Genomic DNA, 24,875 nt, shown 5'->3' with positions numbered 1-24,875 from the left:
TGTTTACACCCCCTCAATCGATACGAGTTTGGGATGGCGCATCATGCCATCCTGACTCCACTCGAGAAATGTGACCTGAACCGAAAGCGGCTGGCTAAGCCAGGCCAGCTGTTCTTTCTTCAGGTCGGTATGAAGCGTATTCCATATCGCCTCAGCACGATGGCTCTCGGCGTATTGCAGCAGCCTCTTCTTCGTCTGCTCATTAAGCCCCAGGGAAGCCCGGCCGATATAGTTGCCGTCGTCATCGGCAATGACGAGGCTGGCCACGCGGCCTTCCCTGATAATCATGGCGACGGCGGTGGCTGTCAAGTTCACGGCAATCTTTTTCTTGTACCAATCCCGATGTTTCTTGCCTTCACGATAAGGAGAGGAGAGGCGCTTCATCACAATGCCCTCCCATCCCCGTTCTTCGGCCCAACTCCATAAATGCTCGCCTTCAAGAAACAGATCCGCGGTCAGGAGGCCCGGCGTGTCGGAAACGATCTCCTTCAGGCGGTGGTGTCGTTCAAGATATGGCAGCTTGCGCATGTCTTGGTCGCCGTCCACCAGAATGTCAAAGAGAACATAAGTAAACAGAGGAGCGTTCGTGCTGACCGCACGCGAACGCTCCCGCTGAAGAACTTTCTGAAACACGGGACGACCAAGCTCCGGATGAAAATACACAACCTCGCCATCCAGAAGAAGGCGCCGTTCCTGCACGCCGGATAATGCCTGAACGACTTCGGGATACAGAGAGGTTTTATCGAGCAGCTTGCGGGAGTATAGCGATACGCGGTTTTGGTCAATTCCGGCGAGTATGCGAACACCGTCCCATTTCAGTTGATAACCCCAATCCTCGCCCGTCGTGATCTGATCTGTTGAGATGGGTGCCATCGGCTCTTTGGGCAGTAGATTCTGCAATTGTCCCATACGGATCAGGATGTGGAGTCGGTTTTCTTGGATTTGGTTGTCCGGCGCTTCGGCTTCGGTGCGTCAAGCTCGCCTTCTCCGCCGCTGACTTTGGCAGCCGGTTCTTTGGCAGCCGTCTTCCGGGTTGTTTTACGCGGCTTCGGTTTGGTGCCCGGATCCGTTCCGATCGGCTTTACGGCTTCGATGCTTGCCTGGAGAGCAGCCATCAGATCGACAACGTTGGTCTCCTGACGAGCAGGGGCAATCTTGATTTCTTCGCCGGATACTTTGGCGTTGATCAGATCCAGCAGACGTTCGCGATAATCATCCGTATATTTCTCAGGATCAAAGGGAGTCGACAGCTGGTCAATCAGCAATTTGGCCATATCGAGTTCCTTGGAGTTAACCTCGGTTCTTTCAGGCAAATTCGGGACCTGGGAGATCGGCCGGATCTCATCCGGGTAGAAAATCGTCTCGATCGACAAGCATTCATCGAGCACCCGGATCGCGGCCAGACTGCTCTTCGAGCGAATGGCGATTTTGGCGATGCCGATTTTGCCGGACTGCTTCATCGCTTCCAGCAGGAGTCGATATGCGTTTGCGCCTGCCTGATCCGGAGAAAGGTAGTACGTCTTTTGAAAATAAATCGGGTCAATTTCGGTCAGATCCACAAAGTCCAGAATGGTAATGTTTTTGCTGTTCTGCTCCGCCAGCTGCTCCAATTCTTCTTTTTCGAACAGCACGAATTTCCCCTTCTCATACTCGTACCCCTTCGTAATTTCCTCCCAGGCAACTTCCTCTTCACATACCGGACATTTACGGATGTAAGAGAGCGGGCTGCCGCATTCCTTGTGAATGTACCGCATCGAAATATCCTTATCTTCCGTAGCCGAGAACATCTTGACGGGCACGTGCACCAGACCAAAGCTGATCGCGCCCTTCCATACCGTATGCATTCTATGAAACCTCCTATCAAATTCTAATATGTTTGGGTATGACCGTGTAGTAAACGTAATAAACGACTGCTATAAATTTTTGTACTACCTCTATTAGTGTGCCCAAAAAAAGACTCTAGTATGAGTTATAGCTCGAGATTGCATAATTAGAACCGGTTTGTGGCATATTGACGATGAACTCTGCCTGTATAAGGAGGTATTTTTCGTCATGATGGAGTCTAGAGAAACCGAAACGTCGGAGGAGATACAGAAGGACAGGGCCTCGGATCATTCCGCTGCAGAAGCGGTGAACGGGGACATGGTGGATTGGAACAGCCTGACTTCGGAGGAGAGCGAGATCTCTCGGGAATCTACGATGTTTGATATTGACCGGATGATCAATGAAGGCCTTGGCGGAGGCAATGTCACATTGGATAATGGGCTGATCGGCCCTTCCACAACCGATACGATGGACGTCGTGGACGAATCGCCAAGAAATATGGAGAAGGAGGATTAAACGTATGGAGATACAGCGCGCCGTGGAAATTTTCAATTCCAAGGATACTTACAAAGTCAATCTGGAAGGGGAATCGGTTTGGATCGAGCATGTGGATCAGCAGAAGGGGATGGCCACCGTCCAGGTTGGCTCCCGTCCGACTAATACGCTGACTGTGAACGTAGACCGGCTGCAAGAAGGCGAATAGCTTCTTAACGGGGAGAGGCTCTTGGCTTACGTCTAAGCGTTTAATAAACACGAAAAAAACACACCTTGTACGGGTCCCATATCGCCGGACACCGGACAAGGTGTGTTTGCGTTGATGGTGGTTAACGAAGCTCTCTAAAAAATAGTCGAACATCGTCAGTCAGCAGATCTGGAGCTTCCAATGCGGCGAAATGGCCGCCTCGGTCGAGCTCTGACCAGTGAACGACATGATACTGTTTCTCTACCATACTGCGAATGGAGAGATCCTTGGGAAAGACTGCTACGCCGGTGGGGACCGAGGAATATGGTGCCGGCGCTCCCCAATTATTGGAGCTTTCTTTATAAATTCTTGCGGAGGAGCCTGCCGTAGCTGTCAGCCAATAGATCGAGACATTCGTAAGAAGGAGCTCAAGGTCTACCGCATCCTCAGGAAGATCTGCCGTGGGATCGGTCCACTCCTTAAACTTCTCCACAATCCATGCAAGCTGCCCGACAGGGGAATCCGTTAAACCGTAGGATAGTGTCTGGGGTCTGGTCGCTTGAAGGATAGCATATCCGGAACCATCAAATCCCCCGCCGGCTAATTCATCATAGCGCAGTTTCTCTGCGGCCGTAAGGTTCTCGCTTTCAGCCGGATCTCCGGTGGGAAACACCGATAGACCGTTACAATGAACGCCTACGATTCGCTCAGCAGCGATCCGGCCTAGTTCTGCTGAAACCATGCTCCCGGTATCTCCCCCCTGTGCTCCATAACGCTCATAGCCCAGGCGGCGCATTAATTCATCCCACGCTTTAGCGACACGTTCGATATTCCATCCACGTTCCGTTGTATGCCCGGAAAAGCCGAAGCCTGGGAGGGACGGGATTACGAGATGAAATGCGTCGGACGGATTCCCACCGTACTTCCCGGGATTGGTGAGCGGTTCAATCATATGCGTGAACTCCACAATGGATCCTGGCCAGCCATGGGTTATGATTAGAGGAAGCGCATCGGGCTCAGGGGAGCGAACATGCAGGAAGTGAATGTTTTGCCCATCGATGGTGGTCATGAATTGGGGGAATTCATTCAGCATGGCTTCATATTTACGCCAGTCATAGGAATCCTTCCAATAGGTTGATAGCTTTTTCAGGTAAGACAGCGGCGTTCCATATTCCCAATGATTATCCTCCAGGTCATCAGGCCACCGAGTGCGGGCCAAACGTTCCTTAAGGTCAAGCAGGTCCGACTCTGGAATTTGAATGCGAAAAGGAAGTATGGTTTTTTCTGAACATGGGGCTGTATTCGATTCATTCGTGGGGTTCATAATAATCCTCCTCAAATCTCTTGATCATTGTTATGGTTTAACTATAATGCTTAATCTTTGACTACGTAGTGTCAGTGTTTGCAACCCGGTTTGACGTTTCTATTCTCATCTCAGTCATGAAGCGAAACTCATGTTCTTGCAGCCGGTTGGGAGGACCGATATAATGAAGATCAAGTATTTTGAGATATGGGCAAACTAAGTAAAGGGTGGGTTATCAGTGAACAATGGCCGTACGGAGGGCCCGTTTCGAATGATTTCAAGCAGTCTGGAGGAGACGGAGCAGCTTGCTGCCTGGCTGGCCGCGAGGGCGGAGCCAGGGACTGTCATCGGTCTGGACGGGGATCTTGGAGCAGGGAAAACGGCATTCTCCAAACAATTTGCACAGCACCTTGGTGTGAACGGGGTTGTGAATAGCCCGACATTTACGATTATTAAAGAATATGAGGGGCGTCTGCCGCTCTACCATATGGATGTGTACCGTTTGTCGATTGATGAAGCGGATGAGCTCGGGCTGGATGAGTATTTTTTTGGTGAGGGGGTTTGTCTCGTAGAGTGGAGCAGCCTGATCACCGAGCTCTTGCCTGAGCGGTATCTACATATCCAGCTAGAAACGACAGGCGAAACGCACCGGATTATCACACTTTCAAGCCAGGGAGAGCCCTATGGCGAGTGGTGCCGGGATTTGAATGAAAAATGGGGTAGCTGGAATGAACAACAATGACACGAAGCCGCAGCAGCGGTTTTTGGCGCTGGATACGTCTACGGCATCGCTAGCGGTATCCGTGATGGAGCAGGACAAGCTGCTGTCGGAAGTTAACACGAATGCGGACCGCAACCACTCGGTGCATCTGCACCCGGTGATGGCACAGGCGCTTGCGGAAGCAGGCCTAGGCATGGACCAGATGGACGGCATTGCCGTAGGTGTAGGTCCGGGTTCTTATACCGGAATTCGGATTGCGGTAACGGCTGCCAAAACATTGGCATGGGCTAATCACATCCCGGTTGTCGGGGTATCCAGCCTGCATGCCTTGGCATGGGGGGGCTTGAAGTCTGGATGGCATCAAGCCGAGCCAAAGAAGGGAGTCCACTGGGTCATTCCGCTGCTGGATGCAAGACGGGGACAAGTGTACACGGCATTATTCGCTGCCGATTCAGAGAGCCAAGGGGATGCGCCGATACGTATGGAAGCAGATGGTATTCGCCTGATGCAAACCTGGGTGGAAACCATAAAGGAACGTATCAGCAAGCTGCCTGAAGAGGAGCGTCCGGTTTGCATTTGGTTTATTGGGGAAGTGGAGCTTCATGCCGAAACCGCCCGAGGGCTTGAGCCGTGGTTTGGAGACCGGCTGCATATTCATCCGTATTCGCTTGAAGGCCGCTGGATGGGGTACTTGGGAGCGGCCAGATTGCTCGCGGGGGAAGCGGATGATGTGCATACACTAATACCCAACTATACACAGCTTTCCGAAGCGGAAGCGAACCTGCTGCGTAAGCGGTGAAGGGAGCGTAGGATTCGTCATGGATCAGCAGAAGAAGCCGGTAGATGGTGAAGACGGTTTGTCCTTTCGGTTGATGACCTTGGAGGATATTCCGGAGGTTCTCGAGGTGGAGCGCGAAGCGTTTACCGTGCCCTGGACCGAGGAAGCTTTTCACAATGAACTGAAACTGAATCATTTTGCACGTTATATGATTATGGAGTACGAAGGCCGAACCGTAGGGTATGCCGGCATGTGGACGATCGTGGATGAAGCGCACGTCACGAATATTGCCCTGCTGGAGCAGTATCGCGGACGCAAATGGGGCGATCGGCTGCTGACGGAACTGATGAAGACCGCTGCTTATATGGGGATGGAGAAAATGACGCTCGAGGTTCGGGTGTCCAATCACGTTGCCCAGCGTTTATATATCAAAAAAGGGTTTAAACCAGCCGGTGTCCGGAAGGGGTATTATTCCGATAACCAGGAAGACGCACTCATCATGTGGGCAGATCTGCCCCCTTATCGGGAGGACGATGGCGAGGAAGGAAGTCAAAGGCTATCATGAAGGATGAAAAAATAGACCGGCAGCACAGCTGCATATTGGCGATAGAAACGAGCTGTGATGAAACCTCGGTTGCCGTCGTAAAGGATGGCTGCGAAGTATTGTCCAGCGTCATTGCCAGCCAGATTGAAACGCATAAGGCATTTGGCGGGGTGGTGCCCGAGGTGGCCTCCCGCAAGCATGTGGAGAGCATTACGTTAATTATTGAGCAGGCCGTAGCCGAGGCCGGGATCGAAATGAAGGATTTGTCGGCGATCGCCGTCACGCAGGGTCCCGGTTTGGTCGGAGCGCTTCTCGTGGGCGTCATGGCTGCCAAAAGCCTGGCCTTTGCGCTGGGCAAGCCGCTGATCGGCACGCATCATATTGCGGGCCATATTTACGCAAACCGCTTTGTGGGCGATATCGCCTATCCTTGCATGGCGCTGGTTGTTTCCGGCGGCCATACCGAGCTGGTCTACATGAAGGACGAGGGCAGCTTTGAATTAATCGGCAGGACGCGGGATGATGCGGTTGGCGAAGCGTACGACAAGGTGGCCAGGGCGCTTGGCTTCCCGTATCCCGGAGGCCCGCATGTCGACCGTATGGCCTTGGAAGCCGAGGAGGTCGTGGATCTTCCCCGCGTATGGCTGGAGCCCGATTCTTATGACTTTAGCTTCAGCGGTTTGAAGTCGGCTGTATTAAATGTCGTCAATCAGAGCAAAATGCGTGGAGAGGACGTTCGGACGGAAGCGATAGCCCGGGGCTTTCAGGAATCCGTTGTGGAGGTGCTCGTGGAGAAGGCGGTTCGCGCGGTCAAAGCATACGATGCCAAACAGCTGCTGCTGTGCGGTGGCGTTGCCGCCAATCGCGGGCTCCGTAAAGTTTTGGCTGAACGATGCGAGCAGGAAGGGATTCCGCTAACGATTCCCCCATTTCAGTATTGCACCGATAACGGGGCGATGATTGCCGCCGCGGCCCATTTGAAATGGAAGCAGGGGAGCTTTACGCCGCTCGATATGAAGGCAGACCCGCAAATGTCGCTGGAACTTTGGGCGGAACCATTAAGCTAAAGCGTCTTGACACGTCTCTATATAGGACGTATAATCATGATCAAATTCCAGAATATTGAAACGCAAAGAACAGGACCAGTAAGGTGAACCTTGGATGAAGAGAGCTGCGGGACGGTGCAACGCAGACGAGAGGGACCTGAACTCACCTGGGAGCGGAGCAGGGGAACCTTGCGCAATAAAATGCCGATCCGGCATGGATGAAATTGCGGAGTTTGACCTTGTTACGGGATGGCCTCCGTGAGAATGGCTGCGCACAAATCATTTGTGATTTGGCGATGGAGGGGGCTTTAAGATCCGGGAGACAGCAGTATGAACCCGGGAGCTTAGAGTCAACAAGAGTGGTACCGCGATAGGATAGCCTGTCGTCTCTTGAATAAGAGACGGCAGGCTTTTTTGCATTCTTATTAGGCAGCTAATGCTTTGATCAAGCAAAAGTAGGCATATGACAACGAAACGGTGCAAAAGAGGCAGGATACCCGGTGAAGGGAGCCGGATATCATGAGGTTTTTCCTAACAGCATATCGTGTAAACGCGATGAACGGGAGCAGTAAAAGGGAGCTGTCTACAGAGAGCTGCGGGTATGGTGTGACGCAGCGGCAGCAACCTTCGAATCTCGCCCGGGAGCGGAAGAGGGGAACATCTTGCATCGGCTGGTTTGGTCCATGGATCGGCTGCCAAGCATGCAGGCTTTATCCTCTTACGGCGTTTCCTCCGTCATCAGGATGTCCATCTCTTCATGTCCGGCCGGTATGAAGAGATCATGGACTTGAGTGGATGCGTATGTGTCGCGGTAGAATAGCTGCGAACAAGGCGCGTCAATTAGAGTGGTACCACGGAGGGTTCTAAGCCCGTCGTCTCTTGTATGAAGAGATGGCGGGCTTTTTTTGCTGCCGGCAGCAGCAGGGTGGGATCGGACGCAAGTCGACGTGCGGACGTAAAGCGAAGATATCGAGCAGATGGGACAACAAGTTTGTAGGAAATCGGGCTACCATAACCAAGGAGGATTATACGAAGATGATTGAATCCATGAGAACCATTCAAATATTCGATACCACATTGCGGGACGGGGAACAGGCGCCAGGAGCAAGCCTGCAGCCTGAACAGAAGATTGCGCTGGCCGGAAAGCTGGCGGAGCTGGGCGTTGACGTCATGGAGCCCGGATTTCCGGTGTCTAGTCCCGGGGAGTTTGCCGCAGTGCAGGCTATCTCAAGACAGCTGCAGCAGGTGGAAATATGCGGATTCGCGCGTGCTGTAAAAGGGGATATTGATGCTGCCGTTAAGGCCACCCAGGACGCGGCCAGAAGGCGAATCCATCTGTTTATTTCGTCTTCCGACATTCATCTTCGCCACCAGCTGCGCATGAGCCGTCCGGATGTGATGGCAAGGGCACGTGAGATGACTGCTTATGCGAAGCAGTTCAGCGACGTGGTGGAATTTACGGCGATGGATGCCTCGCGTACCGGTATTGACGACTTAATTGAGATGGTGGAGGCCGTCATTGAAGAGGGTGCAACGATGATCAATCTGCCCGATACGGTTGGATATGCACTTCCGAATGAATACGGCGAGATGTTCCGACGCGTGCGGGAAGGTGCCCGTGGCGGAAAGACGGTCGCCTACAGCGCCCACTGCCACAATGATCTCGGTCTGGCTGTGGCCAACAGCCTGGCCGCTATTGAGAACGGCGCCAGCCAAATCGAGGTTACCGTGAATGGAGTGGGCGAACGTACAGGCAACTGCGCACTGGAGGAGCTGGTCATGGCTCTATCTACCCGGGGTGACATGCTGCGGGCGGAGACGGGCATTACGGCCGAGAAGCTGTATGAAGTATCCCGTCTCGTTAGCGGTGCGATGCATTTTCCAATTGCCTTCAATAAGCCTGTGGTTGGCCGGAACGCCTTCCAGCATGAATCCGGCATCCACCAGGACGGTCTGCTGAAGGATCGAAGCACCTACGAGATTATGGACCCGGAAAAGCTGGGCATCCCACGGAGCATGATCGTGCTGGGTAAGCATTCCGGTCGTCATGCGCTGAAGGATCGTCTTGCCAGGTACGGTGTTCAGCTCGAAGGAGCCGAGATGGAGTCCTTGTACGACACCTTCAAGGAGACGGCTGACCGTCAGAAGGTGGTCAGCGATGATCAACTGCTGCAGATGGTGAGCAGTACATTGGGCAAGCCGGCACAGGTATATGAGCTGGCCGAGACGCAGGTCATTTCCGGCACGGGAAGCAGCCGGGTTGCGGCCGTCACGCTGCGCCATCTGTGCGAGCAAACGGAAGCCACCTACTCCAGCGTGGCGGACGGTCCTGTTCAAGCCGTTATTTCGGCGATCAGCCAAGGCATCAGCAGCGACATCCGCTTTGGTGATCTGGAGCTTCACTCATTAAGCAGCGGCGAAGATGCGCATGCCGAAGCAGCGGTCACGGTGGAGAAGGCCGGCAAGATCTTCCGCGGCACGGCGGTGCACCAGGATATCGTCATGGCGGCAGGCCTGGCTTATGTTGCTGCATGCAACTCGGCGTTGATGTCGGTTTAGGCAGGGAGGTTGATAAGGGGAACCTTAGAGTCTCCCCTTGTATTTACTTAGCATTGGCATAAGCGACCTTCCGAACCGGATTGAGGAGGGTCGCTTTTTTCAAAATTAAGCTCAACATAACTTGCAAAAAACAAGAGGTAAGTCTATATAGAGGCCTATTATATAAGACATATAATTCTGTCAAGTTGTGAACAACGTTATCCACATATTCGCCGAAAAATGTGCATAAGCGAGAAAAATGTCGATAAATCGGTCTTTTGCAAGATGCTGAAAAGAGGGGACAGGATTTTCAAATTTACCGGTGGAAACTGTGGATAATGTGAATAACTTAGTGGATAAAGCTGGATATAGGACCAAGGATGCGCGTATAACAACAAAAAAATGGCCGTTTCGGCCATTTTCATGGTAAACTTATGCACCATTACTGGGGATAAGTTTGTGTATAAGTGCAAAACTCCATTTGAAACACTTTTGTGAATTTTTTTTAATCTTCCAGCAATGACTCCCATTCGGCAAAAATTTGCTCAAGCTGACTCTTTTTCTCCTCTAACGACTGCTGCCGCTCTTGGAGTGCCATATAATCCTGATAGATCTCCGGCAATGTCATCTCGGTTTCCAATTGAGTAATGTCCGATTCCAGGGAGTGAATTTGCTCCTCCAGGCTTGCAAGTCTGCGCTGACGGTTTCGCTCCTCCCGCTTTGCTTGCTTCTCGGCTTCAAAGGAAACGGCTCCCTGTTTCTCGACGGCAGCTTCAGCTTTCCCTTCCTGTTTCAGGGTGTGACGAGCAAACGGCTCGGAAGGTTCGTCATTCATATCGAGAATTTCCTGCTTTTTCTCCGTATAGTCGTCATAATTACCCAGGAAATGTTGAATGCCGTCCGGATGAAGCTCGATGATGCGCTCGGCCATTTTGTTAAGGAAGTAACGGTCATGGGATATGAACAATAAAGTGCCTTCGTAATCCATGAGTGCCGATTCCAAAACCTCTTTTGCAAATAAGTCCAAATGGTTTGTCGGCTCGTCCAAGATGAGCATGTTGGCTTCCAGGAGCATCAGCTTGGCAAGCGAGACGCGTGCCTTTTCCCCGCCGCTTAAGGAACTGATCTTCTTGAGCACATCTTCACCGCTGAAGAGGAAGTTGCCCAGAACGGTGCGGATACGGGCTTCTTCCATATGCGGATAGGTGCCCCATAGCTCTTCCAGAACGGTATTGCTCGGATTCAGCTCGGATTGCTCTTGATCGTAGTAGCCGATCTTCACTTTTGTCCCCCATTGAAGCGATCCCCCCGTTGGTTTCAAGGTACCGATCAGGCATTTCAGGAGCGTCGATTTGCCAACCCCGTTGGGACCGATCAAAGCTACGGTTTCCCCGCGGCTGAGATCAAAGGAAACCTGTCGGAACAGCGGCTTGTCCTGTTCGAACGCAAGCGCAAGATCCCGCACATGAAGGACATCCTTACCCGACATATACTCGGCTTCAAAAGAAAAATGAGCTTTTTTCAAATCGCCCAGCGGTCTGTCGAGCCGTTCCATTTTATCCAGCGCTTTGCGGCGGCTCTGTGCGCGCTTGGTCGTAGAGGCCCGGACCAGATTTCGCTGAATGAAGGTCTCCATGCGGGAGATCTCATCCTGCTGCTTCTCGTATTGCTTCAGCTGGGATTCATATTCCGCTGCCTTCAGTTCAATATACCGACTGTAGTTGCCCGTATATTTTTTGGAATGGCGGCGTTCGATCTCCACAATGGTCGTTACCAGACGATCCAGGAAATAGCGGTCATGGGATACGACAAGCAACGAGCCGGAATATCCGCGCAAATAATCCTCCAGCCAGGTGAGGGTGGCGATATCCAGATGGTTCGTCGGTTCGTCCAGCATGAGCAGATCGGGTGCCTGCAGCAATATTTTTGCAAGGGCCAGCCTTGTCTTCTGCCCGCCGCTTAATGTGGCAATGGACGTATCCGGCGAGAAACTGCCGAATCCCATGCCGTGCAGCACGCTGCGGATGCGTGTTTCGATCTCATAACCGCCTTGATCCTTGAACCAGTCCGAACGGATCGCATAACGATCCAGAAGCTCCTGGTATTTCTTTGGATCCTCGCTCGACTTCGGGTCGGCAATTTGTTCCTCCATCTGACGCAGCTCGCGCTCCATCTCCAGAAGGGGAGTGAAGACATCCAGCATCTCGTTCCATATCGACGAATCGGACTGAAGCCCGCTGTTCTGGGCAAGATAACCAACGGTAGTTTCCTTAGCCTTGAAGATTTGTCCGCCATCATAAGACATCTCGCCGGCCAATATTTTGAGCAGCGTCGATTTCCCGGCTCCATTGACTCCGACAAGGCCGATTCTTTCGCGTTCAAGCACCTGCAGATTGATCCCGTCAAGCACGGGCGTAACTCCGTATAATTTCGTAATGCCATTGGCTTGCAGCAGCATGTTATGTGAAACCTCCATCATTCTATATGTTTGTACCATTAATTCTTCATTATAAGAAAAACATTTACCGACGTACATTCTCAGAAGACAGACCGCATATAGCGGAAGTTTTTCTTGCGAGATAAGGAGGGTGGCCTCTGAAGTATATACATTCTTATCTCTTAAGAAAAACGTCTACCGACGTACATTCTCAGAAGACAGACCGCATATAGCGGAAGTTTTTCTTGCGAGATAAGGAGGGTAGCCTCTGAAGTATATACATTCTTATCTCTTAAGAAAAACGCTTACCGACGTACATTCCCAGAAGACAGACCGCATATAGCGGAAGTTTTTCTTGCGAGATAAGGATGGTAGCCTCTGAAGTATATACATTCTTATCTCTTAAGAAAAACGTCTACCGACGTACATTCCCAGAAGACAGACCGCATATAGCGGAAGTTTTTCTTGCGAGATAAGGAGGGTAACCTCTGAAGTATATACATTCTTATCTCTTAAGAAAAACGTCTACCGACGTACATTCTCAGAAGACAGACCGTTTTTGGAAGCTGTTTTTCTTGCGATATCAGGATGGTCATGCTTTGAAGTCTATACGATCTGATATCTTAAATTAAGTGTACATGAAAATGACCGAACAATCGACCATGATTGGCGACTTCCGGCATTCTTGGCTAAAGGAAGGAACAGTGGTAAACTAAACTTAATTATAAGCGTGAGAGGAAAGATCACGTGTTGAACCCTGAGGAAGATTTGAAGCGGGTATCCGCAAAAGCTGCCCTGCGCAAAGCGATGGCATTGCGAAGGGATGAATTATCTGAGGAAGAGCGGGCAAAGCGGTCGCAGCAAGCCTGCGAGTTTGCTTCGGAGGTCATGAATCGGTTTCAACTTCAGAGCATGATGATCTATGTCCCCTTTCGCTCCGAACTGGATTCCCGGCCGCTTGTTGAATGGGCATGGAAGCAGGGGATTCAGGTTATCGTCCCGCGGAGTTTGCCCCAAGACCGTTCGATGGAGTTGTATAAGCTTCAGGCATGGAACGAACTGATCCCCGGAGCCTACGGCATTCCGGAACCAGATCCGTTGCGGTCGGAGAAATGGAATCACCCTGGACCTGATATCATCTGGGTACCCGGGCTTGCGTTTGACAGAAAGGGCGGAAGGCTTGGGTACGGAGGCGGTTATTATGACCGGCTGTCGGACAGGCTTAACCAGGGAGCACAAGACAACTCTCGTCAGATCGTGAAGCCCTTGTGGGTGGGAATCGGTTACGAGGTTCAGGTCTTGGAGCATGTTCCCATGGAAGAACATGATAGGGTACTGGACGGTTTGGTTACGGAACTGGGACATACCGTGAAGGCCGGAACTGCAGCGGAGGGATAAGAGATGGAATTGAGTCATTTTAATGGCCAAGGCAGAGCACGCATGGTGGATGTTAGTGATAAAGATGTAACGGCCCGGACAGCGGTAGCGAAGACCACGGTCCGTATGCATCCGGATACGCTGATTCGCATCCAGGAGGGGAAGATCGGCAAAGGAGATGTGCTCGCCGTAGCACAGGTTGCGGCCATTATGGCTGCCAAGAATACGTCGAACTGGATTCCGATGTGTCATCCGCTGCCGTTGACCGGCGTGAATGTGGAGTTCAGCGATAATGCTAGAGATGAGTTATATATAGAAACGACTGTGAAGACCACAGGCAAAACCGGCGTTGAAATGGAAGCCTTGACCGCAGCTTCCGCCGCTGCGCTGACGGTCTATGACATGTGCAAAGCCTTGCAAAAAGACATGGTCATCGGCCCTACCTACCTGGTAAGCAAAACCGGTGGGAAGAGCGGGGATTACATACAAGAAACAACATAGCATTGAATAGAGACAGGAGAATCGGACGAGTGGGAAGGAGAGAGGGCAGATGGTGTGGAAAACGGCGATCCTGACGGCGAGCGATAAAGGTTCGCGGGGGGAACGCGAGGATACGAGCGCTCAAGTGATCCGGGAATTGGTGGAGGAAGAGCTGAGCGGAGAAATTATTGAATACCGGATCGTACCGGACGAGCCGGATGAAATTATCGCGGCATTGATCGAGCTGACGGATTATTATCAAGTGGATCTCGTCCTCACGACAGGCGGAACGGAGCTGGCGGTCCGGGATGTTACCCCGGAGGCAACCAAGCGGGTCATCGAACGCGAAGTGCCCGGCATTGTGGAAGCGATGCGCGCTACCGTCATGCAGAAGAATCGGAGCGCGATGCTGTTTCGGGGCGTATGCGGCGTCCGCGGCCGCACCTTGATTGTCAATCTCCCGGGCTCGCCAAAAGGCGTGCACGAGAATCTGGCTGCGGTCATGGATCAGCTTCCGGAGGCACTGCTGATGGTAACGGGCCAGTATCGCGAGCAGCTCTAAGTGATATCCTATTAGATAATTATGTAAATAATCTGTCACGTTTCTAGACTGTATATGTGATTTACATTATGGTATGATGGCGATATATGAGCTTGTTTCAACTGCTGTAGTCGGATTATGGTCATTAGTTAACACCTGTTGTAGTGCAAGGCATGATGGATTTAGATCATCCTGAAGTCCTTTTGAAGGCATTGAGCAGGACGAGGAGGAGAATCGATATGAGTACAATTGGAGTGCCGGGTATTATTTTACTCGTCATTTTGGCGCTGCTCTTGTTCGGACCGAACAAGCTTCCTGAACTGGGACGCGCGGTCGGAAGAACATTCCGGGAGTTTAAGGACGGTGCCCGCGAGATTATTGCTGACGATGCGCCGGCGAAGAAGAAAGAAGAGGCTCCCCAGCAAGCCGTTGCTGCTGAACCAACCAAGGTTGAAGACAAGCGTCTTCCGGAATAATGCAAGGTTTGAAGTCCCTTCCTTCGGGAGGGATTTTGTTTTGTCAGGGTCACATATAGGGTGGTGGTTAACATGTCGGAGCAAGTGAAAGATATGGCGCTTGTGGAGCATTTGGGCGAGCTTCGCAAACGAATTATAATCGTGCTCGTGGTATTCGTAGCAGGACTGATCGGGGGGCTGTTTGTTGCGGACCCGATCTATCACTATTTGACGGCGGCCGAAGAAGCCAAGAACTTTGAACTGCATGCCTTCTCCTTCTGGGATGGTATCGGGATCTACATGAAAATCGCTGCCATTTTCTCACTCGTCATTTCCGTTCCGCTGATCTTCTATCAGTTGTGGGCGTTCGTTAAGCCGGGACTTCGCAAAGAAGAGCAGAAAGCGGCCATTCGTTATGTGCCTTATGCATTTCTTCTGTTCATCGTGGGGATTGCATTCGGATACTACATCGTGTTTCCGATGACACTGTCGTTCACGACGGCGATTACGCAGGGCATGGGGCTCCAGGAAACGTACGGAATTACAAATTATTTGAATTTTATGTTCAATCTCGTATTGCCGCTGGCTTTGCTGTTTGAGCTGCCGCTTGTGGTGATGTTCTTAACGAGAATTCGCATTCTGAACCCGCTGCGGCTTCGTAAGATGCGCAAAGTGGCTTATTTCGCTCTTGTATTCATTGCGGTTGTCATTACGCCGCCGGACTTCATATCCGATTTCCTGGTCACGATTCCGCTGCTGCTTCTCTACGAATTCAGCGTGTTCCTGTCTTCCGTGATCTACCGCAAGCAATTAGAGGCGGATATGGAACGGGACAACCGGTACGTACGGGTAGACGAAGAGGATTAACAGAGATTATAATCGTTTTGCAAAATAGGATCGCATGAGAATAAGAACAACCCGCATAACCTCACTCCACGGAGTATGGTTTGCGGGTTGTTTTTTTGTTCAAGGATCGAATGGGTAGAAATCAACTTCATCATTGCATCCGTTCTCGTTCTTCAAGGGAAACATTTCATAACGTCTTAACCTTCATCTTGAACATATCTCCCCAGAGCCAGCGCTGCGGTTTCTTGCATCCGGGCCTGCAGCGTGCTTCCTTCCACGACTTTCACCCGCAGTCCGAGAAAGCGAATACGGGAGAGCAGAAAGTCGCACTCATCCTCCAAATAACAGACCTTAATGCGGTAGGTGTCGGACTTTTCATCATAATGCACGGTTTTGTCAAAACAGGAGAAGGCGTATAGGATCCGTGACAATTCCGCATGGTATCGTCGATGGATTTCAATGAGGGCTTGCTTCTCCCGATTTTCTATCAGCTTCTGCAGCCGTTCCTTAATGCGGTCGATTCGAAAAGACGGGAGTGAAGTCCCTTGGATATATAGAATATGTTCGAGCTTCGTGTACATAAGCCCTCTACGGTTCTTGCTGTACCAGATCAGCATCCATTCCCGTTTGATCATGGAATACTCTAATTTGTACGGGAAGCCGGACTGATTGCTGCGCGTTTCTCCAAGCTTTGTGCGGTAGCTTAAGCGAAAGCCTTGATCCTGCATGATCATTCTTCGCAGTGTTCGAAGATGGGGATGGTATACGCTTCGTTCTTGTCCCTTGGCCTTCTCCAGGATAATCTCCTTCATCTCGGCACCGCTATGCTCCATGTGAAGGATTTGTTCGAGTCGCTTCAAGGTTTTAGGTGTAAAGGCGTTAGCTGCCTCAGGGTGCACCAGCATCATCTTGAGCCATCCCCGTTCTTGTGCCGTTATGGCAATCGAGTCGGTTTCCTCAAGTCGCGTCATAATCTGATAATTAAAAATTTTCTCGAACGGATTCTGGCTCATAATAAGCGGCAATCTCCTTCCAATCCTTGATGAACTCCAGGCGAAGGGAGCGGGGCTTGAGCACCTCGCAGCTGGAGCCAAAGCTCCGGAGCCAGGGCTTAATTTCACTAGTGCCGTTCACTTCGATTTCATATAGAAATGAAACGTCGGATTCCATGGTAATAGTCCCCCATTGTCCCTGTGTCTTGACTCGATTCAGGACGAAGTTCACTTTGCTGTCCTCCGGGTTATAGAATCTGGCCACGACCTTGGTGGGACTACCGGTATCGGTAACCCAGCTGTGTTCGAATTCGGCCAGTACTTCCTCCAATCGCTGTTGGAAGACTTCCTCTTCAACCGCTTCGCCTTCTTCGATCTGAGTCAATCCCTCCATGCGAAACTTCATGAGACCTTGCCTGCCGTTATGACCGATCAGATACCAACGGCCGTATTGATGGTCATAGATTACGCGCAGCGGCAGCACCGTTTCCCGAAGCCCTGTAGACTCCCTGTGGAACAGCGGATTCGTATTTTGGGAAGCATAGCGTGAAGTGCTTTTGGGCGATAAATATAGGAAACGTAGCTTTGCTCTTTTGGTGATGGCCTGAAAAATGGTGTGCAGATGCGCCTCATCCAATATGCGTGAAGGGTAATGATATTTATAAATATAGGCCGGGGCCGAGTGTGCAGTGATGTCACGATTGCGCAAGGCCCTTTTTAAGTTGTCTCGCAGCATATACCCCTGCACGGATGGGAGTTGCGTGTTCGACATGACGTCGACATAATCGTACAGATCAAGGAGCTCGTCATCCGACAATGAATCGATCAGATCACGGGCTCCCTTATACCGGTAAGGCCGTTCTGCACCTGTCTTCACGATGACTCCGACTTCCTCCAGGTATTTGAGATCCCCGCGTATGGTCTTCTCATCGGGGAGGGATTCCCCGTCAGGGAAGTGATCGCCGCATAGGTCGATCAGTTCTTTCGCGGTTAACTGCTGATGCTGCAGCTGGGTGAGGATCATGGACAGCCTTAAGCTTTCCGAGGCCTTAAGCGATTTGCCGCGGAACAGCAGCAGCAGGAGCGGATCCGCGGTTTCGTGGTAAGAATAGCGCAGTCCCTCGGACAAGGTGGCGCTTTGTTCGTCTGAGAGCTGCGGCTGAAGGGTTTCGATCATGTTTTTTAAATTTCTGAGCGTTTTATCATAGGTATGTACCGAAATACCAAGGCGATCGGCCAGTTGTTGCCGGTTGTATGCTCCTCCGGCCAGCGCCAGAATGCGAAGGAACTGGATTTCTTTATCGAAGCTTTCCCGAGCCATGGCGCCTCCCTCAAATCATATATTAGATCGTACGTGATCCTGTCTGTAACTATTGTAGCAAGGATATGGAACCGCATAAAGGAAGGATATTGTAACAACTTTTGTTATCGCCATACTTTCGCCCTGTTGAAATAGGAACGCTTGGAAGACAATAAGAATATCGGAAATCACACGGCACATACGTAAAGGAGAGATTTCGGATATGAATATAACGCAGGAAATGAAATCGACAATTCAGCAAGAACTTGATCTGATTGAGCGGGAGGAAGGGGTTCTTATCCTGTATGCCTGCGAGTCAGGCAGCAGGGCCTGGGGCTTCCCGTCGATGGACAGCGATTATGACGTAAGGTTTATCTACATCAGACCCGTGGACTGGTATTTATCCATATTCGACAAGCGAGATGTGATTGAGCGGCCGATCAGCGACAGGCTGGATATGAGCGGTTGGGATTTGAAAAAAGCACTGGGGCTTTTTCGTAAGTCGAATCCTCCCCTGCTCGAGTGGTTGGAGTCCCCCATCAAGTATAAGGAGACGCTTGGCATCGCCCAGCAAATCCGCAGCATATCACCGCTTGCCTTCTCGCCTAAATCTTGCATGCACCACTACCTGAACATGGCCAAGGGCAATTACCGGATGTATTTGCAAGGGGGAGACGTTAAGATCAAAAAGTATTTCTACGTACTGCGTCCGATTCTGGCATGCGACTGGATTCAGACCTATAACGAGATGCCTCCCATGGAATTCGAGCTGCTTACGGATCGCCTATTAGATCAGGGAAGTGCACTGAAACAGGAGATCAATCAATTGCTTCTTCGCAAACGTTCGGGTGAAGAGATGGATGTTGAACCGAAGCTTCCTATTATTAACGCATTCATCGAAGAGAAATTGAACGGATATGAGCTGCTGGTCAAGGATAAGAAGCATCAAGATATGGATCTGGATCAAAGGCTGGATGCTTTGTTTCGGAACGCACTGGTTGCAGCATGGGGTACAGGCGGACCGCAGTTATTCAAGGTTTGACGAAAGGGGAGGGTTAGTTGGTTTTCAGCCGTACAGTTGTACCTTACGAATCAGGCATATTTTGGCTGGCCATGGATACAATGGAGAAGGGGGTTTAGGGACAACCCCGATCAGAGTCCCAATTGCAAAAAAATGATCAAAAAATCATGCAAAGGACTTGAAATTTTAAGACAACTTGAGTATCATAAAATTGGTTGTTAGCACTGAGGGTTGTCGAGTGCTAATACATAAAGCTTTGAAAAAAGCATCACAACATATTTAAAGGAGGCTATTTTTTCATGATCAGACCTTTAGGTGAACGCGTATTGGTAGAACCGATCGAACAAGAAGAAACTACGGCATTCGGGATTGTACTTCCTGACTCTGCTAAAGAAAAGCCGCAAGAAGGTAAAGTTATTGCTGTAGGCAGTGGCTCCCTGAAAGACGGCGCACGTGTACCTTTGGAAGTTAAAGAAGGCGACCGCGTCATTTTCTCCAAATACGCTGGAACAGAAATCAAATACGAAGGTAAAGAATATTTGATTATGAAAGAAAGCGACATCCACGCGATCTTAGGCTAATGAACGCCTGAATATATCTTTGGTTCACTATTTCATAATCCACTAGGGAGGTATGTAATACCATGGCAAAAGACATTAAGTTCAGTGAAGACGCCCGTCGCGCAATGCTTCGCGGTGTAGACGCTTTGGCAAATGCAGTTAAAGTAACACTCGGACCGAAAGGCCGTAACGTGGTTCTTGAGAAGAAATTCGGAAGCCCGCTCATCACGAATGACGGTGTAACCATCGCTAAAGAAATCGAGCTGGAAGATGCATTCGAGAACATGGGTGCTCAGCTTGTTAAAGAAGTAGCTACCAAAACCAACGATGTTGCCGGTGACGGTACAACAACAGCAACGGTTCTGGCACAAGCTATGATCCGTGAAGGTCTGAAGAACGTAACAGCTGGCGCTAACCCAATGATCATCCGTAAGGGTATCGACAAAGCGGTTAAAGCAGCTGTGGCTGAGCTTCAAAACATCGCGAAAGAAGTTAAAAACCACCAGGAAATCGCTCAAGTCGCTTCCGTATCCGCAGCTGACGAAGAAGTAGGTCAACTGATTGCAGAAGCTATGGATAAAGTGGGCAAAGACGGCGTCATCACCGTTGAAGAATCCCGCGGCTTCTTGACAGAGCTGGAAGTTGTAGAAGGTATGCAATTCGACCGCGGCTACATCTCTCCATACATGATTACCGATACGGATAAGATGGAAGCTGTTCTTGAGAATCCATACATCCTGATCACTGATAAAAAAGTAACCAACACGCAAGAGATCCTGCCGATCCTTGAAAAAATCGTACAGCAAGGCAAACCGCTCGTTCTGATTGCGGAAGACATCGAAGGCGAAGCGCAAGCGATGCTGATCGTGAACAAACTGCGCGGTACGTTTAACGCTGTCGCTGTTAAAGCTCCTGGCTTCGGTGACCGTCGTAAAGCCATGCTGCAAGATATCGCTGCATTGACTGGCGGCCAAGTGATTACGGAAGAGCTCGGTCTCGACCTGAAAACAGCTTCCATCGATCAATTGGGTACTGCTCGTCAAGTGCGCGTAACCAAAGAGAACACCATCATCGTGGATGGTGCTGGCAACAAAGAAGACATCGAAGCTCGCGTGAAGCAAATCCGCAACCAATTGGAAGAGACCACTTCCGATTTCGACAAAGAAAAACTGCAAGAGCGTCTGGCTAAATTGGCTGGCGGCGTAGCGGTTATCAAAGTCGGCGCGGCTACGGAAACGGAATTGAAAGAACGCAAACTGCGCATCGAAGATGCCCTGAACGCAACCCGCGCTGCGGTTGAAGAAGGTATGGTATCCGGTGGTGGTACAGCGCTCGTTAACGTATACAACGCTGTTGCTGGTGTGCAAGTAGAAGGCGACGAGAAAACAGGCGTGAACATCGTTCTGCGCGCTCTGGAAGAGCCAATCCGCACGATTGCAGCAAACGCTGGTAAAGAAGGTTCTGTTATCGTTGAGCGTCTGAAAAAAGAAGAGATCGGTATCGGCTACAACGCCGCTACAGACACTTGGGTGAACATGTTCGAAGCAGGTATCGTTGACCCTGCGAAAGTAACGCGTTCCGCTCTTCAAAACGCAGCTTCCGTTGCGGCTATGTTCCTGACAACTGAAGCGGTTATCGCTGACAAGCCAGAACCAGAAAAACCAGCTATGCCTGACATGGGCGGCATGGGTGGAATGGGCGGCATGATGTAAAACAGGCTTAAAAGCCTTGATACATCAACGTTTTTCCTGAATCATTATGTGGATTGACCACATTTTGACCACATAAAATAGATTTTTTTAGAGGCTTCTCATTAGTTGAGCAAACTTTTGGGAGGCCTCTTTCTTTTTGGTTTTGGTTACATGCAGGTAAACATTACGAGTAGTGTCGTCGTCTTTGTGTCCAAGGCGATCCATTATTTCTTGAAGACCAACTTTCAGTTCAGCGAGGAGAGATGTGTGTGTATGACGGAGAGAGTGAGGGGTCAGATCAGTGTTGAGATTTGCGATTTTCAGGAGTCTACGCATTCGATTTTCTATGGTCTTAATGATTTCCGGATAGCCTGGATATTTATTTTTTTTAATAATCACAAAGTCAGCATCATGATACTCTAATCTATTTTCCATTTTGAATCGATTTTGCTCATGTCTGTGACGGTGAAGTTGGTCGATAACATCCTCATCTATTTCAATAACTCTTTTAGAATTTTCTGTTTTTGGAGTTAGGAGTCGATAGTCTGTAACATTATTTTTTGGGTTGTAATACGTCTTAGTTATGCTTATTGTTTGGTCTTCGAAATCAATGTCCTTCCATTTCAACGCACATAGTTCACCAGTTCGCATACCTGTGTAAGATAACAAAAGGAAGATGGTGTAATCTTGATCTAAACCATGTTCTTTAGCTGTTTCCAAAAACAGTGCAAGTTGCTCCTTCTCCAAGTACTTCACACGCTCTTCTTCGGCTTCAATTTCTTCTACAGTTTTGTTTGTCTTAGGAACATATGCAAATTCAGTAGGATTACTCTTGATGATGTCCAGCTCAACAGCCTTTTTGAATATCATTTTTCCTGTGCTGTTAACTCCTGACAAGGTTGATTCTGAAAGGCTCTCATTTTTTGTGATCTTCTCATTATTTTCGTTTGTTTCAATTACCTTTTTGCCGTTCTTTTTAAGATCGTTTAAGGCATTTTGATAATCAGTTTTCTTAATTGAATTCATTTTCATCTTTGCGAAATAAGGCATTAACTTGGCGATCTCGTGTTCTCTCACTCTGATTGTGCTGATCTTTACTTTTCCTGTATTCATATATATCTCGAGCCATTGCTTCGAAAACTCTTCAAACGTTATGTTCTTTTCTTTGACGTATGTACCTTGAGCAGTTTCTTGTTCTATGACAGCAGCAGCGAGCTGTGCTTCTTTTTTAGTTTTGAAACCACCTTTACTTTGTTGCTTTCTTTTACCTGTTTTAGGATCGATCCCGATTTCAACAGTGTAATGCCAAAATGCACCTCGTTTACGAAAGTAAGCCATAATGTATCAACTCCTAAAAATTGATTATTGCCTTCTTAAGTTTACCGATCACTCTAATTACACAATCATTTTTTGGATCTGCAATTATTGGAGCGTAGTTAGGGTTTTCGGATTGGAGTATTAAGGTGTTGTTTTGCTTGTACACCCGTTTTAAAAAAACCTCTTCGTTAATTAGAACGGCTGCTATTTCCCCATCTTCGACTTCATCTTGCTGGCGAATTAACACTAAATCACCGTCATAAATACGAGCACCAGTCATACTATCGCCTTGAGCTAAGAGATAAAAGTATTCTCCCCCTGAAAGCCAGTCCTCTGGTGTAGCTTCATAACTTTCAATTTCTTCGTAAGCAAGTATTCCGTCACCACAAGACACTTTCCCTACAACAGGTAAATTTATGAGATGCCCATATGTAGAAAACTGGCCGTTACCTTCTTCAAAGAGAGTGCTTTTTGGAACATTAAAAAATCCTGCAATTTTCTCTATGCTGCCAGCGTTAGGGAGTTTTTGAGCTGATTCCCATTGCGATATTGTTGTTTTCCCAAGTTCTAAAGCTTCACCTAATTCTTTTTGAGTCAGGTTTTTATTTTTTCTCAGCTTAAGTATGTTCTTGGCGAAGATTTTTTTTACGTCATAATCAGTCACTTTAACGTTCCTCCTCAAAAATCGCTTCCTCTGTAATAGTATATCCGTTGGAGAACTTTTGCAATACATTTTAGAAAAAAAGTTTTCTAAAAGAGGAATTAGGGTGTTGACAGTTCACCAAAAGAGACCTAATATAGAAAACGAGAAGGGAGGGATTACTTTGAGTGACGTTCCAATTGTCTTAAAAGACACCTTGCGCTCTCTTCGGGTAAAGTTTGCATACACTCAAGAGCAAGCTGCAGAACTAATCGGTGTCAGTGTTCCGACTCTTCGAGGATGGGAGCAAGACTCCAGCAACATCTCGTACCAGAACATCAAGAAGATTGAACAAGTGTACGGGAGATCACAGAACTATATTTTTTTTGGAAGCGAGGTCTCTTTTAGTGAACTGGTAAGAAAAAAAGTGGTTTCTTAGAAAGGAGGGATGACCATTGCCAAACAAAAAGGCAGTTACTCTTGATGACTTGCCGGAGATTTTAGCAGCACAACACATCGCTAGCTACTTAGGGATATCAAGAAGCACAGTGTATTCACTGTTTCAAATGAGTCCAGAAGTGGGAGGCATACCAAGTTTTGATATTGGTAATTCGAAACGAGCGGATAAAACAGACTTTATCCGCTGGATCGAATCAAGAAAGAAAGAGAAGATCGAGCAATTTGCATGAAGGGAGAAATGAGATGAATCAGTTACAGCCCATCGAGTATCAAGGTCAAAGAGTTCTAACGACATCCCAATTAGCTGAGTCCTATGGAACTACTGCCGATAAGATCAGCTACAACTTTAATTACAACGAAACGCGATACCAATCCGGTAAACATTACTTTCTTTTGACTGGTGATGAACTTCGAAGATTCAAAGAGGCGAACCGTGAATTTCAAGGTTCGTTGAATAAGCTCTACCTTTGGACAGAAAAAGGTGCTTGGCTCCATGCAAAGTCTCTTAGTACAGACAGAGCGTGGGAAGCGTACGACATGCTTGTTGACGATTATTACCGAGTGAAGGAAGCATCCATTAATCTAACTGGCCTAAGTCCACAACTTCAACTCCTAATCGCTATGGAGCATCGGCAATTACAGATTGAGCAGCGCCAAGAACAACAACAGCATCAGCTCACAACCATCAAAGAAACGTTCTTACAGCGTGACGACAATTGGCGGCAGAAGATTAACGGCTTATTGAATGGGGCGGCTCGTAGATCCGGTATGGACCATAAGGAAGTTCGGAATCTGAGTTATCAATCGTTGAAAGATCGAACCAACTGTAAGCTGGAAACTCGGTTGGAAAACTTGAGAAACAGATTAGCTGATTCAGGAGCAACAAAGACCAGGATTGCTGATGCAAACAAACTGGATGTTATTGAATCAGACAAAATGCTCAAGGAAATCTACACAATCATCGTAAAGGAATTGTCCATTGGCACTTTAGTTTAAATCTCAGGAATGGAGAGTGACGACATGAAAGAACTCGCTATCCATAAAATCCATCGGACTTTAGCTGAAGCAGCATATATGCACATGAACCACACGACAGGCCGCATCAAAGTTGAGAACATACCGGCACGTTTGCTGGAACTGCTCTTACAGCAGAATTACATGTTGATTCGTCAATATGACGAGCTTCACGAGTTGTCTATGGTAGCTTATACGGCTGGTGATATGGAATGGTTGCATAACATTTGCCAAGCCATTGAATTCCTGAAAAACGAATCTTTAACCAAGAAGGGAGAATGGAAATGAACATTATTGTTAGGGATTGGA

27 protein-coding genes and 1 other annotated feature are annotated in these 24,875 nt (G+C 49.1%); of the genes, 19 read left to right on the top strand and 8 right to left on the bottom strand.

Features of this window, described 5'->3' with window-relative positions:
- Positions 1 to 3: 3 nt before the first annotated feature.
- Positions 4 to 909 (bottom strand): ATP-dependent DNA ligase, encoded by a 906-nt coding sequence (locus OHJ21_RS19610; protein WP_486020952.1) that lies wholly within the window; start codon positions 907 to 909, stop codon positions 4 to 6.
- Between the two features lie 5 nt (positions 910 to 914).
- Entirely contained in the window at positions 915 to 1,844 is a 930-nt protein-coding gene (gene ku, locus OHJ21_RS19605) for a non-homologous end joining protein Ku (RefSeq protein ID WP_100539127.1), read from the bottom strand.
- A gap of 208 nt (positions 1,845 to 2,052) precedes the next feature.
- On the opposite strand from ku, the gene OHJ21_RS19600 reads away from it, so the two are divergent.
- Positions 2,053 to 2,340 carry a hypothetical protein gene (locus tag OHJ21_RS19600; RefSeq protein ID WP_486020951.1) on the top strand — a complete coding sequence of 96 codons (288 nt, stop codon included), beginning with the start codon at positions 2,053 to 2,055 and terminating at the stop codon, positions 2,338 to 2,340.
- A gap of 4 nt (positions 2,341 to 2,344) precedes the next feature.
- Positions 2,345 to 2,527 (top strand): H-type small acid-soluble spore protein, encoded by a 183-nt coding sequence (locus OHJ21_RS19595; protein WP_100539125.1) that lies wholly within the window; start codon positions 2,345 to 2,347, stop codon positions 2,525 to 2,527.
- Between the two features lie 121 nt (positions 2,528 to 2,648).
- Here the strand turns inward: OHJ21_RS19595 and OHJ21_RS19590 are convergent, their stop codons facing one another.
- Complete coding sequence (locus OHJ21_RS19590) at positions 2,649 to 3,830, bottom strand: epoxide hydrolase family protein (RefSeq protein WP_486020950.1); 1,182 nt, start codon at positions 3,828 to 3,830, stop codon at positions 2,649 to 2,651.
- Positions 3,831 to 4,080: 250 nt separating this feature from the next.
- Between OHJ21_RS19590 and tsaE the strand changes: the two genes are divergently transcribed.
- From tsaE to OHJ21_RS19565, 5 genes are all read left to right on the top strand, one after another.
- On the top strand, positions 4,081 to 4,551 hold the full coding sequence (tsaE, locus tag OHJ21_RS19585; protein ID WP_100539123.1) for a tRNA (adenosine(37)-N6)-threonylcarbamoyltransferase complex ATPase subunit type 1 TsaE: 471 nt from the start codon (positions 4,081 to 4,083) through the stop codon (positions 4,549 to 4,551).
- Entirely contained in the window at positions 4,538 to 5,329 is a 792-nt protein-coding gene (gene tsaB, locus OHJ21_RS19580) for a tRNA (adenosine(37)-N6)-threonylcarbamoyltransferase complex dimerization subunit type 1 TsaB (protein WP_486020949.1), read from the top strand. The genes tsaE and tsaB overlap by 14 nt, the downstream gene beginning before the upstream one ends.
- A gap of 19 nt (positions 5,330 to 5,348) precedes the next feature.
- Entirely contained in the window at positions 5,349 to 5,873 is a 525-nt protein-coding gene (gene rimI / locus OHJ21_RS19575; protein ID WP_486020948.1) for a ribosomal protein S18-alanine N-acetyltransferase, read from the top strand.
- Complete coding sequence (gene tsaD / locus OHJ21_RS19570) at positions 5,870 to 6,919, top strand: tRNA (adenosine(37)-N6)-threonylcarbamoyltransferase complex transferase subunit TsaD (RefSeq protein WP_100539120.1); 1,050 nt, start codon at positions 5,870 to 5,872, stop codon at positions 6,917 to 6,919. Before rimI ends, tsaD begins: the two co-directional genes overlap by 4 nt.
- Before the next feature lie 525 nt (positions 6,920 to 7,444).
- Positions 7,445 to 7,781, top strand: a binding site (T-box leader).
- A gap of 152 nt (positions 7,782 to 7,933) precedes the next feature.
- A complete protein-coding gene (locus OHJ21_RS19565) occupies positions 7,934 to 9,457 on the top strand; it encodes a 2-isopropylmalate synthase (protein ID WP_486021058.1) in 1,524 nt (507 codons plus the stop codon).
- A gap of 484 nt (positions 9,458 to 9,941) precedes the next feature.
- On the opposite strand, the gene OHJ21_RS19560 is transcribed toward OHJ21_RS19565, so the two are convergent.
- Entirely contained in the window at positions 9,942 to 11,894 is a 1,953-nt protein-coding gene (locus OHJ21_RS19560) for an ABC-F family ATP-binding cassette domain-containing protein (RefSeq protein WP_326114285.1), read from the bottom strand.
- Between the two features lie 726 nt (positions 11,895 to 12,620).
- Between OHJ21_RS19560 and OHJ21_RS19555 the strand changes: the two genes are divergently transcribed.
- The 5 genes from OHJ21_RS19555 (at position 12,621) to tatC (ending at position 15,593) form a co-directional block, all read left to right on the top strand.
- Positions 12,621 to 13,271: a 5-formyltetrahydrofolate cyclo-ligase gene (locus OHJ21_RS19555; protein ID WP_243390833.1), complete on the top strand. Its 651-nt coding sequence runs from the start codon at positions 12,621 to 12,623 to the stop codon at positions 13,269 to 13,271.
- Positions 13,272 to 13,274: 3 nt separating this feature from the next.
- Positions 13,275 to 13,751, top strand: coding sequence for a cyclic pyranopterin monophosphate synthase MoaC (moaC, locus tag OHJ21_RS19550; RefSeq protein ID WP_071222520.1), 477 nt, complete (start codon positions 13,275 to 13,277; stop codon positions 13,749 to 13,751).
- Positions 13,752 to 13,800: 49 nt separating this feature from the next.
- Positions 13,801 to 14,292, top strand: coding sequence for a MogA/MoaB family molybdenum cofactor biosynthesis protein (locus OHJ21_RS19545; RefSeq protein ID WP_076324712.1), 492 nt, complete (start codon positions 13,801 to 13,803; stop codon positions 14,290 to 14,292).
- A 218-nt stretch (positions 14,293 to 14,510) separates the two neighbouring features.
- The gene (locus tag OHJ21_RS19540; protein WP_076324711.1) at positions 14,511 to 14,747 is read left to right on the top strand and encodes a twin-arginine translocase TatA/TatE family subunit; all 237 of its coding nucleotides are present in this window, start codon (positions 14,511 to 14,513) and stop codon (positions 14,745 to 14,747) included.
- Positions 14,748 to 14,819: 72 nt separating this feature from the next.
- Positions 14,820 to 15,593: a twin-arginine translocase subunit TatC gene (gene tatC, locus OHJ21_RS19535; protein ID WP_100539118.1), complete on the top strand. Its 774-nt coding sequence runs from the start codon at positions 14,820 to 14,822 to the stop codon at positions 15,591 to 15,593.
- A gap of 176 nt (positions 15,594 to 15,769) precedes the next feature.
- Here tatC and OHJ21_RS19530 read toward each other — a convergent pair whose 3' ends face one another.
- Together OHJ21_RS19530 and OHJ21_RS19525 are read right to left on the bottom strand one after the other, a co-directional pair.
- Complete coding sequence (locus OHJ21_RS19530; RefSeq protein ID WP_100539117.1) at positions 15,770 to 16,585, bottom strand: WYL domain-containing protein; 816 nt, start codon at positions 16,583 to 16,585, stop codon at positions 15,770 to 15,772.
- A complete protein-coding gene (locus OHJ21_RS19525) occupies positions 16,554 to 17,885 on the bottom strand; it encodes a helix-turn-helix transcriptional regulator (protein ID WP_486020947.1) in 1,332 nt (443 codons plus the stop codon). The genes OHJ21_RS19530 and OHJ21_RS19525 overlap by 32 nt, the downstream gene beginning before the upstream one ends.
- A 202-nt stretch (positions 17,886 to 18,087) precedes the next feature.
- Here OHJ21_RS19525 and OHJ21_RS19520 point away from each other — a divergent pair, with 202 nt between their 5' ends.
- The 3 genes from OHJ21_RS19520 (at position 18,088) to groL (ending at position 21,157) form a co-directional block, all read left to right on the top strand.
- Complete coding sequence (locus OHJ21_RS19520; RefSeq protein ID WP_394054141.1) at positions 18,088 to 18,906, top strand: nucleotidyltransferase domain-containing protein; 819 nt, start codon at positions 18,088 to 18,090, stop codon at positions 18,904 to 18,906.
- A gap of 278 nt (positions 18,907 to 19,184) precedes the next feature.
- Complete coding sequence (gene groES / locus OHJ21_RS19515; RefSeq protein ID WP_006212454.1) at positions 19,185 to 19,466, top strand: co-chaperone GroES; 282 nt, start codon at positions 19,185 to 19,187, stop codon at positions 19,464 to 19,466.
- 62 nt (positions 19,467 to 19,528) lie between these two features.
- Positions 19,529 to 21,157 (top strand): chaperonin GroEL, encoded by a 1,629-nt coding sequence (gene groL / locus OHJ21_RS19510; RefSeq protein WP_100539115.1) that lies wholly within the window; start codon positions 19,529 to 19,531, stop codon positions 21,155 to 21,157.
- An 87-nt stretch (positions 21,158 to 21,244) separates the two neighbouring features.
- Here the strand turns inward: groL and OHJ21_RS19505 are convergent, their stop codons facing one another.
- Together OHJ21_RS19505 and OHJ21_RS19500 are read right to left on the bottom strand one after the other, a co-directional pair.
- Positions 21,245 to 22,474: a site-specific integrase gene (locus OHJ21_RS19505; protein ID WP_486020946.1), complete on the bottom strand. Its 1,230-nt coding sequence runs from the start codon at positions 22,472 to 22,474 to the stop codon at positions 21,245 to 21,247.
- 13 nt (positions 22,475 to 22,487) lie between these two features.
- Entirely contained in the window at positions 22,488 to 23,117 is a 630-nt protein-coding gene (locus OHJ21_RS19500; RefSeq protein ID WP_486020945.1) for a LexA family protein, read from the bottom strand.
- A gap of 103 nt (positions 23,118 to 23,220) precedes the next feature.
- Between OHJ21_RS19500 and OHJ21_RS19495 the strand changes: the two genes are divergently transcribed.
- From OHJ21_RS19495 to OHJ21_RS19480, 4 genes are read left to right on the top strand one after another with little or no spacing between them, the layout of a single operon-like run.
- On the top strand, positions 23,221 to 23,532 hold the full coding sequence (locus OHJ21_RS19495; protein WP_486021057.1) for a helix-turn-helix transcriptional regulator: 312 nt from the start codon (positions 23,221 to 23,223) through the stop codon (positions 23,530 to 23,532).
- A 16-nt stretch (positions 23,533 to 23,548) separates the two neighbouring features.
- Complete coding sequence (locus tag OHJ21_RS19490) at positions 23,549 to 23,782, top strand: helix-turn-helix domain-containing protein (protein WP_486020944.1); 234 nt, start codon at positions 23,549 to 23,551, stop codon at positions 23,780 to 23,782.
- 13 nt (positions 23,783 to 23,795) lie between these two features.
- Positions 23,796 to 24,548 carry an ORF6N domain-containing protein gene (locus tag OHJ21_RS19485; protein WP_486020943.1) on the top strand — a complete coding sequence of 251 codons (753 nt, stop codon included), beginning with the start codon at positions 23,796 to 23,798 and terminating at the stop codon, positions 24,546 to 24,548.
- A 24-nt stretch (positions 24,549 to 24,572) separates the two neighbouring features.
- On the top strand, positions 24,573 to 24,854 hold the full coding sequence (locus OHJ21_RS19480) for a DUF7667 family protein (protein WP_486020942.1): 282 nt from the start codon (positions 24,573 to 24,575) through the stop codon (positions 24,852 to 24,854).
- Positions 24,855 to 24,875 lie beyond the last annotated feature (21 nt).

The organism is Virgibacillus sp. LDC1 (assembly GCF_025792345.1).
Taxonomy (GTDB): Bacteria; Bacillota; Bacilli; order Paenibacillales; family Paenibacillaceae; genus Paenibacillus_AQ; species Paenibacillus_AQ lautus.
This window is presented reverse-complemented; position numbering and strand designations above follow the sequence as displayed.